Raw genomic sequence first — 13,213 nt, forward strand, 5'->3', positions numbered from 1 at the left:
GCACGGCCTGGGTGTCGGCCGCGCCGGGGTGGATCATGCCGTAGGCTTGGGCCACTTCCATCTTGATGTCGTCGATGATGGGGAAAGGAATCTCCACACCAAAGTTGTTCTGGATGCTTTGCATCCAGGCCAAATGCGAGTAAATGCTGTCGATCGACAAGCCGAGCAATTCGCAGTTCATGCTCTTGAACAATTCAGCGCGCTTGGCAAAACCGATGAATTCGGTGGTGCACACAGGCGTGAAGTCGGCGGGGTGCGAAAACAAGATGAGCCACTTGCCTTTGTAATCGGCCAAGCTGCGCTGGCCGTGGGTGGTGTTGGCGCTGAAGGCGGGGGCGGCTTCGTTGATGAGGGGCATGGACATGGTGCTTTTCCTTTGAGGTTGACTATCGGTTTTCGAAATCGAGAGATTTATTCAATCGACAAGCCCAACTGTACATACCCCTGCAGGTATTTGGCATGATATATCTCAATGAAAGGCATAGTGACAATTGCGGGGTTTGAATCCACACAATTGATCCATCGCAAGCCCTCAACGCCTTGGCCATGCATCACCCCCAAAACACAGCCTCAATGCTTGGCAGGCCCTGCGGCTTTGGCCGCCGCGTCAAAACCGCCTTTGGCCTGCCACTCGGCCAGGCCGCCTTGCAAGATGCGCACGTTCTCCCAGCCTGCGACGCGCAGCGCAAAACCGGCCTGGGCCGACAGCGACCCGGTGTTGCAGTAAATCAGCACCGGCTTGTTTTTGGGAATGGTGTTGCGCTTGGCCAGCACCTCACGCCAATCCATGTTGATGGCGCCGGGAATGTGCCCCTTGGCAAATTGCGCCGGGTCACGCGCATCGATCACCACCATCTTGGGCCACTCGTCTTTGGGAATTTGCTCGGCAAAAATCACGCCGCCGCCGTAGTCCACAAACTCCAGATAGGCCTCCATCTCGTCGGTGGCGATGGCCTTGTTGTCGGCGTGGGCAACGCCTCCCAAGCTCAGTGCAGTGGTGGTCAAGAGGGCCATGCCCCATTGTGTGAATGTCATATGAAACTCCTTGGATATAAGTGTCGGATGATATTTGAAATTGAATGAATGATTGCAGCCCGCAATGTCACCGTGGGTGATTGGGATCCATCGGCGATGCCCAGTCCCGATGGTTGATCGCATAGCCCGTCACTTTGCCCCGAAACGGCATAGCCAGCATGCCCGGCAAGCGCAACACCTCCGTGGGATCTGTGTGACTGCGGATGCCGATGGTCATGCCCACCTGTCCGGCCCGTGGCTCAGCTTGGTAGGTGCCAAACATTCGGTCCCACCAAGTCAGGTTGAAGCCAAAATTGTTGTTGCTCTCATCGTCTTCAACAGAATGGTGCACGCGGTGCATGTCTGGGGTGACTATGAACCAGCGCAAGACCCGGTCCACGGATGCCGACAGGCGCAAGTTGCCATGGTTGAACATGGCGCAAGCACTGAGCAAAACCTCAAACATGACAACGGCCACAACAGGCGCACCCAGCAGGACGATGGCTGCAAACTTGATGCCCATGGACAACAAAATTTCGATCGGATGAAAGCGCGCCCCGGTGGTGAGGTCGTAATCCAGGTCTGCGTGGTGCACACGATGCAAACGCCAAAGCACCGGCACAGCGTGCACCATGACGTGCTGCAACCAAACCACAAAATCCAGAGCAACGACAGCCATAGGTACCGCAAGCCAAAACGGCACGTCAAAATTATTCAACATACCCCAGCCCCGGTCAGCACTCAAAACGGCCATGCCCACTGCGGCGGTTGGAAACACCAGACGCACGAGCACGGTGTTGATCACCACGAGCCCAAAATTCGCAGCCCAGCGCTGTTGCCGCGAGTGCTTGAGCACCCGGCGCGGTGAGGCCAACTCCCAAAGGGCAACGACCACAAAGACACCTACAAAAAAACCCAAACGGATCTGTGGCTCGTAGGCAAGGATCATCTGTTCAAAATTCATGGCGCTCTCGCAAGTTTTGCAATGTCAATACAGATTCAACATCTGAACCTGCTTTTATCTAACATTCTAAAGAATTTACGATTGTTTGGTGATGAAATGTTGTGCCTTGGCTGAAATTGTCCTATCGATTTTTTTCGTTGGCCGTTTGTAGACCAGCCTGCTCAAGTCGCCAACGTCAAACCGGCCGCTTGCCATTCACTCACGCCATCCAACAATTTATGAACGCGGTACCCATGTCCACACAAGAGTTGATAAGCCTCTTCCGAGAACAAACAAAATGGGCCTCGGCAATAGGCCACGATCTGCTTGTCTTTGGGCAGTTCATGCAGTCGCGTGGTGATCTCATCAATTGGCATGGAACGGGCATAAGGCAGGTGGGCATGTGCATATTCTTCGGAGGGGCGCACGTCAATCACGATGACTTCGCCATCCCGGGCTTGCTGGAGCAAGTTCGCGCGGTCCAAGGTCAACAGCTTGTCAGGTGCAGCCACCATTTCACCCAATGCAAGGCGCAAATCCAGCAAGTGCCGCTGAGCCACTTCGCGCAGCAAAACCCACAAGCCCGCCACATCCTCGCCCGTGAGCCGGTAAATGACATACTTGCCTTCTTTGCGTGACGTGACCAAATGCGCTTCACGCAAAGCCCTGAGGTGTGCACTGGTCAGCTTGATGTCGATACCAAGCTCGCTGGTCAGCTGCTCAACCGTCTTCTCGCCTTGTGCCAACAGCTCAACAATTTCCAGTCGTTTCGGGCTGGAAACGGCCTTGCCAATGCGAGCCACCTGCTCATAAAGCGCATCTTTGAGCTGTCGTTTGTTCATTTCGATATTCTAGTCATTGATAGAATATCAGCCGGTGCAAATATTCGTTTCTTTTAACCCTGAATCGCACCCACAGCACTCTCTTTTCTGGATGATCACGGCGAAACATGCGCCCATATAGCTCCCATCGCCTTTTCGCCATCGTCTTTTCACTTGCCTTGCACGCCGGGGTGTGGCTGCTGGCAATTGGCTACCAGTTCAAATACGTCAGCCCAGCCGAAACACCAAAAACAGCCGAAAAAATTGTCTATTTGGAGCTGATCCCGCCACCGAGCCAGCCGCTGCCTGATCCAGCGCCCACCACCACACCCCCCACAACACCCATCACGGCGCCCCCGCCCGACACAGCGTTGGCGGCTCCGGCTCCAGCCCCACCACCTTCACCCGATAGCCCCCGCGCCAGCCAAGCCGCGCCCCCGCCACCCACCGCCGAAGAATGGGCGTTTGCCGCCAACTACACCAACAAAAACAGCAAAGGCTACCGTTACAGCTGGGGCCAGCAGGTGCGCAGCATGATGGGCAGCGCCGTCGAAGGCCCCGACCAGGGCCTGGTGCGCTTTCGCATCGAGATCGCGCCCGATGGCAGCTTGGCGCAGCTGCAAACCTTGTGGACCACCTCGCCCGTGGCCGAACAACTCGCGCGACAAGCCATCCAAAACATGCCGCCGCTGCCGCCCACCCCCACGGGCAAGCCGCTGATTTTTGACAAGACAATTTCGTTTTCGCCCTTTGCCAGCGAAGGGCCGCCGCTGTACAGGGACGACTGCCTGCCCGAGCCGCCCGTGTTCCGCAACCCCTTTGCCTGGGACGGCCTGTCCCCCCAGCTGGTGGCCGCGCCCACCCCGACCGCCCCACTCGACCCGCAAGCCCTGGCCGACTGCCTGCGCCAGTTGCCCAAAGACAGCGTCGAAGCCGAAAGCGCCAGCGACCAGCGCCTGATGGACCAATGGGGCTCGAGCAAAACAGGGCGCTGAGCGCCTGGCCGTGCCGCGCCCCGCTGCTTGATGACCCGCTCAGTCGTCGTCAGCCCACTTCGCGTTCCACCCCATGCCTTTGGCGCGATGCAGGGCTTGCTCGGTGGATGCGGGCATGTTTGGCGGCGCGCTCGGCCGGCAAACAAGGCGAGAAGTATTTCGAGCAGGCCATTGGTTTTGGGCGCACTGGTCAAACTCGATGTGCTGGGCTGTCCTCTCATGCGCCGCTGGCATTTGCTTGACCCCCAGGCAAACGCCAGTCAGCTGCCGCGCAGGCCTTCAAGACTTGGCTGTTTGAACACCGCCCGTAATAGACTTGCTTACTTTTAATCGCTTGCGCGAGGATTGACCTGATGAAGAACGCCACCTTTCGCCAACTTCGCGTGTTCAACGAGGTGGCTCGGCACCTGAGCTTTGTGCGGGCCGCTGAGAAACTGCACCTGACCCCGCCCGCCGTGACCATGCAAGTCAAAGAACTCGAAGGCCATGTGGGCATGCCCCTGTTTGAGCGGCGCGGCAGGCAAGTGAGCTTGACCACCACCGGCGAATACATGCTGGTCTATGCACGCAAAATTTTGGCCACGGTCAAGGATGCCGAAGACGCTGCGGCCCGCTTGCAGCGCGCCGAGACCGGCGTGCTGACCATCGGCTTTGTCAGCACTGCCAAGTATTTTTTGATGCGCTTGCTGGCCAACTTTCGCGCACTGCATCCGGGGGTGGACATCCAAATCTCCATTGGCAACCGCGACCAATTGGTCAGCATGCTGCAAAACAGCGAAGTCGACATCGCCGTCATGGGCCGCCCACCCAAAGAACTGTTGACCCGCGCCGAGCCTTTTGCGGCGCACCCGCATGTGTTTGTCTCAGCCATAGACCACCCGCTGGCGCAACGCGAACATTTGACTGTGGAAGACCTGCGGCCCTACGATTTCATCGTGCGCGAAAAAGGCGCAGGCACGCGCGCTGCCATGGAAAAGTTTTTTGAAGACACCCATGTCGATCCGCGCATGAAAATCCAATTGCACAGCAACGAGATCATCAAACAAGCTGTGATGGCTGGCTTGGGATTGGGCTTTTTGTCCTTGCACACCATTGGCCTGGAGTTGGAGCACCAACTGATACGCATGCTCGATGTGCAAGGCGCGCCGGTGGTGCGCTCTTGGAACGTGGTGCACACCCAATCGAAAATGCTCTCACCCGCTGCCGAGGCCTTTCGTTATTTCATGCTCGAAGAAGCCGAAGCCTTCTTGGCCCAACGCTACGGCATGCACTGGCCCAAGACCTGAGCGCCAACCTGCGGCACTGGCGCATGCACCAGGCTTGGCGCAGCCGCCATCCGGCACGGTGAAGTTGACGCCCACATGGCTTGGTCCTCTTCAGCAAGCGCCCGGGCGGCATGCCAAAATCAAAGCCACCCCAAGCCAAGCGCCCGACCCCGAGTAAGCACCATGCCCATGTTCATCGACACCTCCCCACCTGGCAGCTGCATTTTTTGCAAACTGGTGGCCAAAGAGCTCCCTGCTTGCATTGTTTTTGAAGATGCGCAAACCTTGGCCTTCATGGATTTGGGCCAAGTCAACCCCGGCCATGTGCTGGTGGCCAGCAAGCGCCATGCCGCCAACTTGTTGGCCTTGAGCGCAGACGAGGCCGCCGCCGTGATGCGCACCGCACACCACGTGGCCGGGGCGGTGATGGCGTGCTTTAACCCGCCAGGCCTGAGCTTGCTGCAAGCCAATGGTAAAGAAGGCGATCAAACCGTGTTTCACTTTCACATGCACGTGCTGCCCCGCCACGCGAACGACGGTGTTGCTTTGAGTTGGCCCCGCAAAGACCCAGCCCGCGAGCTTTTGCAAAGCTATGCCGACCGGCTGGTGCAAGCGCTCCAGGCTTGAGCGCACACGTACACACCCGGTAAAAAGACACGGCTGCGTGGCTTGGAACCCCGCTTGTTTGCCCCTTCAGACCGGTGCAAGCGGTCAGCGCGCACCCAAGCTGGGCTGCGTGGGCGCAGGCTCTGAGCGCGGGGCTTGGCGCAAGGTTCGGCTGAGCAACATGACCGGGATCAGGCCCACCAACACCAGCGCCAACGATGGCAGCGCCGCTTCGCCTAAACGCTCGTCGCGCGCCAATTGATAAGCCACCACGGCCAAGGTATCGCTGTTGAAAGGCCTGAGCACCAAGGTGGCGGGCAACTCTTTCATCACATCCACAAACACCAGCAAGGCGGCCGCGATGGTGGTGCGCTGCAACAAAGGCGCATGCACGCGGCGCATTAGGCCCCAGCCGGTCACGCCCAGCATGCGGGCCGAATCGTCGAAGCTGGCCGGTATACGGGCATAACCGCTTTGCACCGACTGCAAAGCCACGGCACAAAAACGCACCAAATACGCCCACACCAGGCCCAGCGAAGTCGCCGTGATCCAGGCACCGGCCGACAAAGCCGGCCAAATTTGCTGCAACCACCCAAGCGGCAACAGCAAACCCACCACCACCACCGCGCCGGGGATCGCGTAACCCAAGCCCACCAACTGGATGGCCCCTTGGCTGAGCCGGTCGGCCCGGGTGCGCACCCGGAAGGCCAGCGCCAGCGCCACACCAACAGCCAGTACAGCGGTGACTGCGCCCAAACGCAAACTGGTCCAAGCCCATTGGCCAAAGCGCGCCCAAGGCACCTCGCTGGTCTCACCCATGAATGCGCGCAGCATGATCAGCACCGGCAAGACAAAGCCCAGCAGCACCGGAACGCTGCACACCGTCCAAGCCAGTGCCCGGTGCAGGCCCAACAACTGCACCGGCTGCGCCTCGGCCGAGCCAGGCCGCGCACCACGCCCGGGGTTGAAGCGCATGCGTTTTTGGGCCCTTTGCTCCAATTGCAACAACACCAAAACCACCGCCAACAACACCGTGGCCAGTTGGGCCGCGGCGATGCGGTTGTCCATCGACAGCCAAGCTTTGTAGATGCCGGCCGTAAAGGTCTGAATGCCAAAGTAGCTGGAGACACCAAAGTCGGCCAGGGTTTCCATGAGCGCCAAGGCCACCCCAGCCGCCACCGCCGGGCGGGCCAGCGGCAGGGCAATCTCGCGGATGCGTCGCGACAACGGGGCACCCAGCAGCCGGGCTGCTTCCATCAGGCCAGAAGCCCGTTCGACCAAGGCGGTGCGGGCTAACAAATACACATAGGGATAAAGCGTGAGTGTGAACACCAGCGCTGCCCCCCAGACACTGCGCACATCGGGCCACAAACGCCCTTGCAAGCCCAAGGCCTCGCGCAAGCCCAGTTGCAGCGGGCCGCTGAACTGCAAAAAATCGGTGTACGCATAGGCCACCACATAGGCGGGCATGGCCAATGGCAACAGCAGCAACCATTCGAAAACACCGCGCCCCGGAAAATCAAACAGCGTCACCAAAGCAGCGGTGGCCAAACCCAGCAGTGTCACCCCCACCGCCACCATCAGGCACAGGCCCAGCGTGGTCAGCGCGTAATCGGGCAGCACCGTGCGGGCCATCTCCAGCAAGATGCTGGCGCTCTCACCGCGCCATTGCAGCCAAGAACCCAGCACCGCCAACACCGGCAAGGCCAAGATCAATGCCAGCAAGGCCAAGAGCAAAGAGTGGAGACCCGATAAACGGCGGGCCAAGAGGGTCAACATAAGTGGGCTATTGTAGAAGCCGTATCGCCCTGGCCTTGGCCCACTGCGCAGCGAAGCCGACAGTTTTGTCGGCCCTTCGCTCGCCAAAACAGCCAGAACCTGTTCCCCAGCGGCCCTGCCAAGCGCACACCCAGTGCACGGCTATCAGCAACACGCGCAAGCTGCCTACAATCCAAGCATGTTTTTAGAACTTCGCCAGCTCGACATCCACTACCCCACAAGCAGCACGCCCGCCGTGCAGCGGGTCAATCTGGGCCTGCGCTCGGGCGACATTGGTGTCTTGATCGGGCCCTCAGGCTGCGGCAAAACCACTTTGCTGCGTGCCGTTGCGGGCTTAGAGCCTGTGTCGGGTGGGCAAATACGCTTGTCGGGCCGGGTGGTCAGCGAACCCGGCCACACCGAGCCCGCCGAGCGCCGCCGCATAGGCATGGTGTTTCAAGACTACGCCTTGTTTCCCCACCTGGATGTGGGCAGCAACGTGGGCTTTGGCTTGGCACACCTGGCCAAAGCCGAGCGCGCCCAACGCGTGGCCGAGGTGCTGGAGCTGGTGGGGCTGGCCGGGTCCAACAAACGCTTTGCACACGAACTCTCAGGTGGCCAACAGCAACGCGTGGCCTTGGCCCGCGCTTTGGCCCCCAAACCCGATTTGCTGTTGCTGGACGAGCCGTTTTCCAACCTCGACATCGACCTGCGCGAACGCTTGGCGCAAGAGGTGCGCAACATCCTCAAAGCCGCACAGGCCACCGCCTTGCTGGTCACCCACGACCAACTCGAAGCCTTTGCCATCGGCGACGTGATCGGCGTCATGAACCACGGCCAGCTGCACCAGTGGGACGATGCCTACAGCCTCTACCACCGCCCTGCCACCCGTTTTGTGGCCGACTTCATTGGCCACGGCGTCTTCACGCCCGCCACCTTGCGCGAAGTGGACGGTCACATTTTGGTCAACACCCCCGTGGGCGAGCTGCGCGATGTGGCCGAGTGCCCCCTGCCCTGCGCATTTGAAGGCGGCCAGTGCGATGTTTTGCTGCGCGCGGACGACATCGTGCACGACGATGACGCACCCGTAAAGGCCGAGATCATCCGCAAAGCCTTTCGCGGATCGGAGTTTTTGTACACCTTGCGCCTGGCCAGCGGCGACCTGCTGATGGCGCACGTGCCCAGCCACCACGACCACACCTTGGGGGAATGGATCGGCATCCGCGCCGAAGTGGACCATGTGGTCACCTTCAACCGCGCCTGCCCATTGGGCGACCGCGAACTGTGTCAAATGCCCTGCGCCAAAGACCCCGTCTGCGAACACACCGACCCCCAGTACCAAGCCGTCAAGTTCGTTTGACCCACCGACCTCCCCAAGCCTTTCTGGGCACCAACGCGGGCCCATCAGCCCTCATTACCCCCCAAACTGCGCGCCCCAAACTGCGCGCCCCAAACTGCGCACCCCAAACTGCGCGCCCCAAGCCCGGCCCGCGCAGGCAACTCGACCTCAATGCGCCCGCAGCGCAATGATCTCTTGGCGCAAGTCTTTCGCCCAGGTGCGGCGATCGCGGCCATCGGCGTGCTGTGCTTGGCCAAAATGCAAGACCGCACACAAACGCGGCGCTTTGAGGGTGCGCCACATGGAGCCGATCAAGGTGTCGTCGCCGATGTAGCACGGCGCATCACTGGCCTGGCCTGTCTGGCTGTCCTCAAAGCGCAATGAAATCGGCTGCACCGGGGCTTGGGCCTGGATCGCAGCTTCGATCAAATTGGCGTGAAAAGGCAACAACTCTCGCCCATCACTGGTGGTGCCCTCCGGAAAAATAGCCACCACATCGCCGCCTCGCATGGCGTCGGCCATGGCGTGCACCGTGCGCAAGGCATCTTTTCGGCTGGTGCGCTCGATGTACAGCGTGCCCGCACCCGTGGCCAAAGTCCCCACCAAGGGCCACTGCCGAATGTCCGATTTCGAGACAAACCGGCAATACCTGGCGGCATGGATCACAGTGATGTCCAGCCAAGAAATGTGGTTGGCCACCAGCAGCGCGGGGCCATTGACCACTGGCTGACCCAGTACCCGGATCTGAATGTCCCAAAGCGCCAAAAACTGCAGCGCCCAGGCTTGCACCTGCATGGCTTGCTGCTCCGGATTGAGCTGCGGAAAACGCCCGTGAATGATCCAAATACCCATGACAACATGCCGCAGGCCACGCACGAATTTCCAAATAGCGCGCACCGAGTTCATGGCAAAGTCCAGCTGAAATTTTTTGCTTGCGCCGCATGGATGGCCGCGTCGCTGCGCTCCTCGCCATGGCGGTGTGCATGAACACATGCAGTGACGCATGGATGGCCGCGTCGCTGCGCTCCTCGCCATGACGGTGTGCACAGACTCATGCAGTGACGCATGGATGACCGCCTCACTGCGCTCCTCGCCATGACGGTGTACACAGACGCATGAAGTGACGCGTGGATGGCCGCGTCGCTGCGCTCCTCGCCATGACGGTGTGCACAGACGCATGCAGTGACGCATGGATGGCCGCCTCGCTGCGCTCCTCGCCATGACGGTGTGCAAAGACGCATGCAGTGACGCGTGGATGGCCGCGTCGCTGCGCTCCTCGCCATGACGGTGTGCAAGCTTGAGACGCCATCGCGCGGCGCAAAGCGATCCACCAAGGGTCAGCCTACACAAACCCATCACTGGTCAAGCCTCAAACGCCACCTGCCCACCGACCACCGTGGCCAGCACGCGGCCGGGCAACTCGTAGCCCGAAAACGGTGTGCTCTTGCCTTGGCTGCGCAAGGACGCTGCCGTCACCGGCCAATGGCCCTGGGTCGACAGCACGCAGACATCGGCCACGCCCCCCACCGCCAGGTGCCCGACCGAGTCTTGCAAGCCGCCCAGCGCTGTGCCCAGCACGCGGGCCGGGTCGGCGGTCAGGCGTGACAAAACTTGAGGCAAAGGCAGCTCGGCATCCTGCCCCCACTTCAGGGCCAAGCTCCACAACAGCTCCATGCCGGTGGCACCGGGTTCGGCCTCGGCAAAAGGCAGGGCTTTGGCATCGGCGTCGACCGGTGTGTGGTCAGACACCAGCGCGTCCAGCGTGCCGTCGGCCAAACCCGCACGCAGGGCATCGCGGTCGCGTTGTTGGCGCAGCACAGGCGTCAGGCGCGCGCGGCTGTCAAAGTAGCCCATGTCGGCGTCGGTCAGGTGCAGCGAGTTGATGCTCACGTCGGCCGTGACCGGCAAGCCCTCGGCTTTGGCCAGGCGCACCAGCGCCACGCCTTGCGCGCTGCTGATGCGGCACAGGTGCACGCGGGCACGGGTGCTGCGCACCAACTCAAAAATCGTGTGCAGCGCAATGGTCTCGGCCGCCACCGACACACCCGACAAACCCATGCGCGTGGCCAAGGGGCCGCTGGCGGCCACGCCTTTGCCCAAGTGCAACTCTTGCGGGCGCAACCAAACGGCAAAGCCAAAGGTGCTGGCGTATTGCAAGGCGCGCTGCAGCACCTGGGTGCTGGGGATCGGCACTTCGGCTTGGCTGAAACCGACACAACCGGCCGCCGTCAACTGGCCCATTTCGGTCAACACCTCGCCCTTGAGTCCCACGGTGAGTGCGCCCAAGGGCAAGACACGGGCCAGGTGCAGTTTTTCGGCGCGGTAGCGCAGCATCTCGACCAAGCCGGGTTCATCGAGCACCGGCTGGGTGTCGGGCGGGCACACCAAGCTGGTCACGCCACCCGACACCGCTGCGGCCAATTCGCTCACCAACATGCCCGCGTGTTCTTGGCCGGGCTCGCGCAGGCGTGCCGCCAAATCCACCAGACCCGGGGCCACGATGCAGCCTTGGGCGTCGATGCTGCGGTTGGCAGTGAAGCCAGCGGGCACTTGGCCCATGGCCACAATGCGCCCCTCAGCCATGGCCACATGGCCGATCTGGTCAAAGCCGCTGGCGGGGTCGATCATGCGGCCGTTTTGGATGAGAAGTTTCATCTTTTGTTCCTTGTCGGCTGGTGTTTACGCGACGTTGCCCGCGACGATGCTCAACACCGCCATGCGCACCGCAATGCCAAAGGTCACTTGCGGCAAGATCACGCTTTGCTGGCCATCGACCACGGCCGAGTCGATCTCCACCCCCCGGTTGATCGGCCCCGGGTGCATGACGATGGCGTCTGGCTTGGCCAGTTGCAATTTTTCGGGGGTCAGGCCAAAGCTCTCGAAATATTCTTGGCTGGAGGGCAGCAGCGCACCGCTCATGCGCTCGTTTTGCAGGCGCAGCATGATGACCACGTCACAGCCCTGGATGCCTTCTTCGAGCTTGTTGAACACGCGCACGCCCATTTGCGCCATGTCGGCAGGCACCAGGGTTTTAGGGCCGACCACGCGCACTTCGGCGCAGCCCAAGGTGGTGAGCGCGTGGATGTCCGAACGCGCCACACGCGAGTGCAGCACATCGCCCACGATGGCCACCGTGAGGTTGGAAAAGTCTTTTTTGTAGTGCCGGATGGTGTACATGTCCAGCAGGCCCTGGGTGGGGTGGGCGTGCCGCCCGTCACCGGCATTCACCACATGCACATGGGGCGCCACGTGCTGGGCGATCAGATAAGGCGCGCCCGACTCGCTGTGCCGCACCACAAAAATGTCGGCGGCCATGGCACTCAGGTTGGCAATCGTGTCGAGCAGCGACTCGCCCTTGGCTGCAGACGAACGCGCGATGTCGAGTGTGTAAACGTCGGCCGACAAGCGGGTGGCCGCGATGTCAAAGGTGGTGCGGGTGCGGGTGCTGTTTTCAAAAAACAGGTTGAACACGCTTTTGCCGCGCAAGATCGGCACCTTTTTGACCTCGCGGTCGCTCACGCTGACAAAGCTGGCCGCTGTGTCCAGGATGTGCGTCAAGATGTCTTTGGACAGGCCTTCGGTCGAGAGCAGGTGGATCAGCTCGCCGTTTTGGTTGAGTTGGGGGTTGTTGCGTTTGTAAAGCATGGTGTCCTTGTCGGGTTCAGGCCTTGTTTTTCACTTCAAAACTGAACGCCCCAGCCGGGTCGCGGGCCAGCGCCAGCAACTGGGTCTCAGGCAGGACCACGCGGGCAGCGGCAAAGTCGGCCTGAATCGGCAATTGGCGCGCACCCCGGTCCACCAACACCGCCAGTTGCACGCGGGCCGGGCGACCGTAGTCAAAAATCTCGTTGAGCACGGCGCGAATCGTGCGGCCGGTGTAGAGCACATCGTCGAGCACCACCATGTCGGCACCGTTCACCTCGAAAGTGAAGCTGGTCTGGCCCCCGGCGGACAAGCCACGCTGGGCAAAGTCGTCGCGGTGCATGACCGAGGACACTTGCCCCGACTGACCAGGCAAACCCAGATCGCGCTGCAGGCGCTCGGCCAGCCAAGCGCCGCCCGAGGTGATGCCCACCAAGCGGGTATCGGCCTGGCACAGGCTGCGCACACCGCGCAGCAGCTCCAGGTACAAGGCCTCGGCATTCAGGGCGAGTGCGCTCATGGGGTGCTCCTTAAAAACTGTTCCAAGATGATGGCCGCCGCCGCCGCATCGGCGTCTTTCGCGCCCAAGGCATGGGCCTCGGTGGTGCTGTAGCGTTCGTCCACCTCGTACACCGTCAGGCCAAAACGGCCGCGCAGTTGGCGGGCAAACTTCTGGGCGCGGGCGGTGTTCTCGTGCGCTGCACCATCGGGGTGAAAAGGCACGCCGATCACCAGCGCGTCGGGCTGCCATTCTTGGATGCGCTTGGCGATGTGCGCAAAACGGGCGTCGCCCTCGGCGGCAATCGTGGCTTGCGGGGTGGCGGTTTTCA

14 protein-coding genes are annotated in these 13,213 nt (G+C 61.2%); 4 read left to right on the forward strand and 10 right to left on the reverse strand.

Annotated elements, in window-relative coordinates; genetic code table 11:
- From ACIQ39_RS15250 to ACIQ39_RS15265, 4 genes are all read right to left on the reverse strand, one after another.
- Nucleotides 1–364: redoxin domain-containing protein (locus ACIQ39_RS15250; protein WP_396435458.1), on the reverse strand; the 364-nt coding region annotated here is incomplete at its 3' end.
- Nucleotides 365–570: 206 nt separating this feature from the next.
- On the reverse strand, nucleotides 571–1,035 hold the full coding sequence (locus ACIQ39_RS15255; protein WP_396435459.1) for a rhodanese-like domain-containing protein: 465 nt from the start codon (nucleotides 1,033–1,035) through the stop codon (nucleotides 571–573).
- 67 nt (nucleotides 1,036–1,102) lie between these two features.
- Entirely contained in the window at nucleotides 1,103–1,978 is an 876-nt protein-coding gene (locus ACIQ39_RS15260; protein ID WP_396435460.1) for a sterol desaturase family protein, read from the reverse strand.
- Nucleotides 1,979–2,139: 161 nt separating this feature from the next.
- A complete protein-coding gene (locus ACIQ39_RS15265) occupies nucleotides 2,140–2,799 on the reverse strand; it encodes an ArsR/SmtB family transcription factor (protein WP_396435461.1) in 660 nt (219 codons plus the stop codon).
- Nucleotides 2,800–2,906: 107 nt separating this feature from the next.
- On the opposite strand from ACIQ39_RS15265, the gene ACIQ39_RS15270 reads away from it, so the two are divergent.
- From ACIQ39_RS15270 to ACIQ39_RS15280, 3 genes are all read left to right on the forward strand, one after another.
- Complete coding sequence (locus ACIQ39_RS15270) at nucleotides 2,907–3,773, forward strand: energy transducer TonB (protein WP_396435462.1); 867 nt, start codon at nucleotides 2,907–2,909, stop codon at nucleotides 3,771–3,773.
- 353 nt (nucleotides 3,774–4,126) lie between these two features.
- Nucleotides 4,127–5,059, forward strand: coding sequence for a LysR substrate-binding domain-containing protein (locus ACIQ39_RS15275; RefSeq protein WP_396435463.1), 933 nt, complete (start codon nucleotides 4,127–4,129; stop codon nucleotides 5,057–5,059).
- 162 nt (nucleotides 5,060–5,221) lie between these two features.
- Nucleotides 5,222–5,665: an HIT family protein gene (locus ACIQ39_RS15280; protein WP_396435464.1), complete on the forward strand. Its 444-nt coding sequence runs from the start codon at nucleotides 5,222–5,224 to the stop codon at nucleotides 5,663–5,665.
- A gap of 84 nt (nucleotides 5,666–5,749) precedes the next feature.
- Here ACIQ39_RS15280 and ACIQ39_RS15285 read toward each other — a convergent pair whose 3' ends face one another.
- Nucleotides 5,750–7,423: an ABC transporter permease gene (locus tag ACIQ39_RS15285; protein WP_396435465.1), complete on the reverse strand. Its 1,674-nt coding sequence runs from the start codon at nucleotides 7,421–7,423 to the stop codon at nucleotides 5,750–5,752.
- A gap of 178 nt (nucleotides 7,424–7,601) precedes the next feature.
- Between ACIQ39_RS15285 and ACIQ39_RS15290 the strand changes: the two genes are divergently transcribed.
- Complete coding sequence (locus ACIQ39_RS15290) at nucleotides 7,602–8,762, forward strand: ABC transporter ATP-binding protein (RefSeq protein WP_396435466.1); 1,161 nt, start codon at nucleotides 7,602–7,604, stop codon at nucleotides 8,760–8,762.
- 147 nt (nucleotides 8,763–8,909) lie between these two features.
- Here ACIQ39_RS15290 and ACIQ39_RS15295 read toward each other — a convergent pair whose 3' ends face one another.
- From ACIQ39_RS15295 to ruvX, 5 genes are all read right to left on the reverse strand, one after another.
- On the reverse strand, nucleotides 8,910–9,647 hold the full coding sequence (locus ACIQ39_RS15295; protein WP_396435467.1) for a lysophospholipid acyltransferase family protein: 738 nt from the start codon (nucleotides 9,645–9,647) through the stop codon (nucleotides 8,910–8,912).
- 456 nt (nucleotides 9,648–10,103) lie between these two features.
- Complete coding sequence (locus tag ACIQ39_RS15300; RefSeq protein WP_396435468.1) at nucleotides 10,104–11,396, reverse strand: dihydroorotase; 1,293 nt, start codon at nucleotides 11,394–11,396, stop codon at nucleotides 10,104–10,106.
- Between the two features lie 24 nt (nucleotides 11,397–11,420).
- Complete coding sequence (locus ACIQ39_RS15305) at nucleotides 11,421–12,386, reverse strand: aspartate carbamoyltransferase catalytic subunit (RefSeq protein ID WP_396435469.1); 966 nt, start codon at nucleotides 12,384–12,386, stop codon at nucleotides 11,421–11,423.
- Nucleotides 12,387–12,402: 16 nt separating this feature from the next.
- On the reverse strand, nucleotides 12,403–12,903 hold the full coding sequence (gene pyrR / locus ACIQ39_RS15310) for a bifunctional pyr operon transcriptional regulator/uracil phosphoribosyltransferase PyrR (protein WP_396435470.1): 501 nt from the start codon (nucleotides 12,901–12,903) through the stop codon (nucleotides 12,403–12,405).
- Nucleotides 12,900–13,213 (reverse strand): Holliday junction resolvase RuvX (ruvX, locus tag ACIQ39_RS15315; protein WP_396435471.1); only part of this gene is annotated, 314 nt, incomplete at its 5' end. The genes ruvX and pyrR, both read right to left, overlap by 4 nt.

Source organism: Limnohabitans sp., assembly GCF_044361645.1.
Classification (GTDB): domain Bacteria; phylum Pseudomonadota; class Gammaproteobacteria; order Burkholderiales; family Burkholderiaceae_C; genus Limnohabitans_A.

Excerpts from the sequence above, each read along its gene's own strand:
- ACIQ39_RS15295 (WP_396435467.1), bottom strand. The coding sequence starts at position 9,647 with ATGAACTCGGTGCGCGCTATTTGGAAATTCGTGCGTGGCCTGCGGCAT.
- ACIQ39_RS15290 (WP_396435466.1), top strand. The coding sequence starts at position 7,602 with ATGTTTTTAGAACTTCGCCAGCTCGACATCCACTACCCCACAAGCAGC.
- ACIQ39_RS15265 (WP_396435461.1), bottom strand. The coding sequence starts at position 2,799 with ATGAACAAACGACAGCTCAAAGATGCGCTTTATGAGCAGGTGGCTCGC.
- ACIQ39_RS15270 (WP_396435462.1), top strand. The coding sequence starts at position 2,907 with ATGCGCCCATATAGCTCCCATCGCCTTTTCGCCATCGTCTTTTCACTT.
- pyrR (WP_396435470.1), bottom strand. The coding sequence starts at position 12,903 with ATGAGCGCACTCGCCCTGAATGCCGAGGCCTTGTACCTGGAGCTGCTG.
- ACIQ39_RS15300 (WP_396435468.1), bottom strand. The coding sequence starts at position 11,396 with ATGAAACTTCTCATCCAAAACGGCCGCATGATCGACCCCGCCAGCGGC.
- ACIQ39_RS15255 (WP_396435459.1), bottom strand. The coding sequence starts at position 1,035 with ATGACATTCACACAATGGGGCATGGCCCTCTTGACCACCACTGCACTG.
- ACIQ39_RS15305 (WP_396435469.1), bottom strand. The coding sequence starts at position 12,386 with ATGCTTTACAAACGCAACAACCCCCAACTCAACCAAAACGGCGAGCTG.
- ACIQ39_RS15285 (WP_396435465.1), bottom strand. The coding sequence starts at position 7,423 with ATGTTGACCCTCTTGGCCCGCCGTTTATCGGGTCTCCACTCTTTGCTC.
- ACIQ39_RS15280 (WP_396435464.1), top strand. The coding sequence starts at position 5,222 with ATGCCCATGTTCATCGACACCTCCCCACCTGGCAGCTGCATTTTTTGC.
- ACIQ39_RS15260 (WP_396435460.1), bottom strand. The coding sequence starts at position 1,978 with ATGAATTTTGAACAGATGATCCTTGCCTACGAGCCACAGATCCGTTTG.
- ACIQ39_RS15275 (WP_396435463.1), top strand. The coding sequence starts at position 4,127 with ATGAAGAACGCCACCTTTCGCCAACTTCGCGTGTTCAACGAGGTGGCT.